This is a genomic window from Streptomyces lushanensis (genome assembly GCF_001700515.1).
Lineage (GTDB): Bacteria > Actinomycetota > Actinomycetes > Streptomycetales > Streptomycetaceae > Streptomyces > Streptomyces lushanensis.
Genome location: NZ_MAUD01000503.1, coordinates 1 through 1,631, shown reverse-complemented (window position 1 = coordinate 1,631; position 1,631 = coordinate 1). Strand labels below are relative to the sequence as shown.

The following is a 1,631-nucleotide window of genomic DNA, read 5'->3' as shown; positions in this document are numbered from 1 at the left end:
AGCCCGTACTCCTTGTACGGGCTGTGTCTGTGGGGGGTGGGGGTGTGGGGGAACGTGGGGCGCGGCGGCTAGGCCGTACGGCCGCGGCGCGCCAGCAGGCGTACGACACCGTCCCCGAGGAGCTGCACGACGGTGACGATCACGATCAGGACCACGACCGTGGCCACCATGAAGCCGTTCTCGAACCGCTGGAACCCATAGGTGACGGCCTTGGATCCCAGGCCCTCGCCGCCGACCGCGCCGGCCATCGCCGAGTAGCCGATGAGGGCGATGACGGTGGTGGTGACGCCGGAGACCAGTGACGGCAGGGCCTGCGGCAGCAGCACCTTGCGGACGATGGTCGGGACGGATCCGCCCATGGCCTGTACGGCCTCGACCAGTCCGTGGTCGACCTCACGGATCGAGGTCTCCACAAGACGCGCGAAGAACGGGATGGCGCCGACCGCGAGCGGCACGATCATCGCGGTGGGCCCGATGAAGGTGCCGACGACCAGTGTGGTGAACGGGATCAGCGCGATCAGCAGGATGATGAACGGCAGTGAGCGGCCGATGTTCACGATCACGCCGACGGTCCTGTTCACCGGGGCGTTCTGGAGCAGTCCGCCCTTGTCGGTGAGGACCAGCAGCACACCGAGGGGCAGTCCGCCGACGATGGTGACGAGCGCGGACCACAGCACCATGTAGAGGGTGTCGAGCGTCCCCTGGGCCAGTAGCGGCTGCATCTCCGACCAGGTCACTTGACATCTTCCTTCACCAGTGCGGGCGCCTCGCCCTCGGGGGACTGTTCCTCGGCCGGCCGTGTTCCGGCGGGCTGTTGGGGGACGGAGCCCTCGGCGGCCGGCTCGTCGTCCACCACCTCGGCCTGGAGCCCCTGTTCGCGCAGGAAGCCGATCGGCACGGCGTTCTCCTCGTGACCGCCGGGCAGTTCGATCCGCATCCGGCCGATCTGCCGGCCCGCGACGGTGTCCATCGAGGCGCCCAGGATCGAGATGTCGATGTTGTACGTACGGGAGAGCTGCGAGATCACCGGCCGTCCGGCGGCCTCGCCCTGGAAGGTGACGTCGATGACCGTACGGCCCGGGCCCGACGGCGCCCGGCCCACCGGGAACAGCTCCTGCGCGAGCAGCGAACCGGGCGTGGCGAGCAGTTCGCCGACCGTGCCCGACTCGACGATCCGGCCCTTCTGCATCAGCGCGGCCGAGTCGCAGATCCTCTTGACGACGTCCATCTCGTGCGTGATGAGCAGCACGGTCAGTCCGAGCTGCTGGTTGAGGTCGCGCAGCAGCTGAAGGATCGAACGGGTCGTCTCGGGATCGAGGGCACTGGTCGCCTCGTCGGAGAGCAGCACCTTGGGGTCGCCCGCCAGGGCCCGGGCGATACCGACCCGCTGCTTCTGGCCGCCGGAGAGCTGGGCCGGGTACGAGGCGGCCTTGTCCGCGAGTCCCACCAGGTCCAGCAGTTCCAGGGCGCGGCGGGCACGCTCCTGGCGGGTGACGCCGAGGATCTCCAGCGGCAGTTCGACGTTGTCCTTGACCGTGCGGGAGGACAGCAGATTGAAGTGCTGGAAGACCATGCCGATCGCGCTGCGCGCCCGCCGCAGCTCCTTGCCCGCCCGCCGGCCGCGGCCGGCG

Annotated in this window: 2 protein-coding genes; both read right to left on the bottom strand. The window is 69.5% G+C overall.

Annotated elements, in window-relative coordinates:
* Window positions 1-68 precede the first annotated feature (68 nt).
* On the bottom strand, window positions 69-737 hold the full coding sequence (locus tag BFF77_RS30455) for a methionine ABC transporter permease (RefSeq protein WP_066956457.1): 669 nt from the start codon (window positions 735-737) through the stop codon (window positions 69-71).
* The coding region (locus BFF77_RS30450) for a methionine ABC transporter ATP-binding protein (RefSeq protein WP_066956454.1) at window positions 734-1,631 on the bottom strand (898 nt) is incomplete at its 5' end. The genes BFF77_RS30455 and BFF77_RS30450, both read right to left, overlap by 4 nt.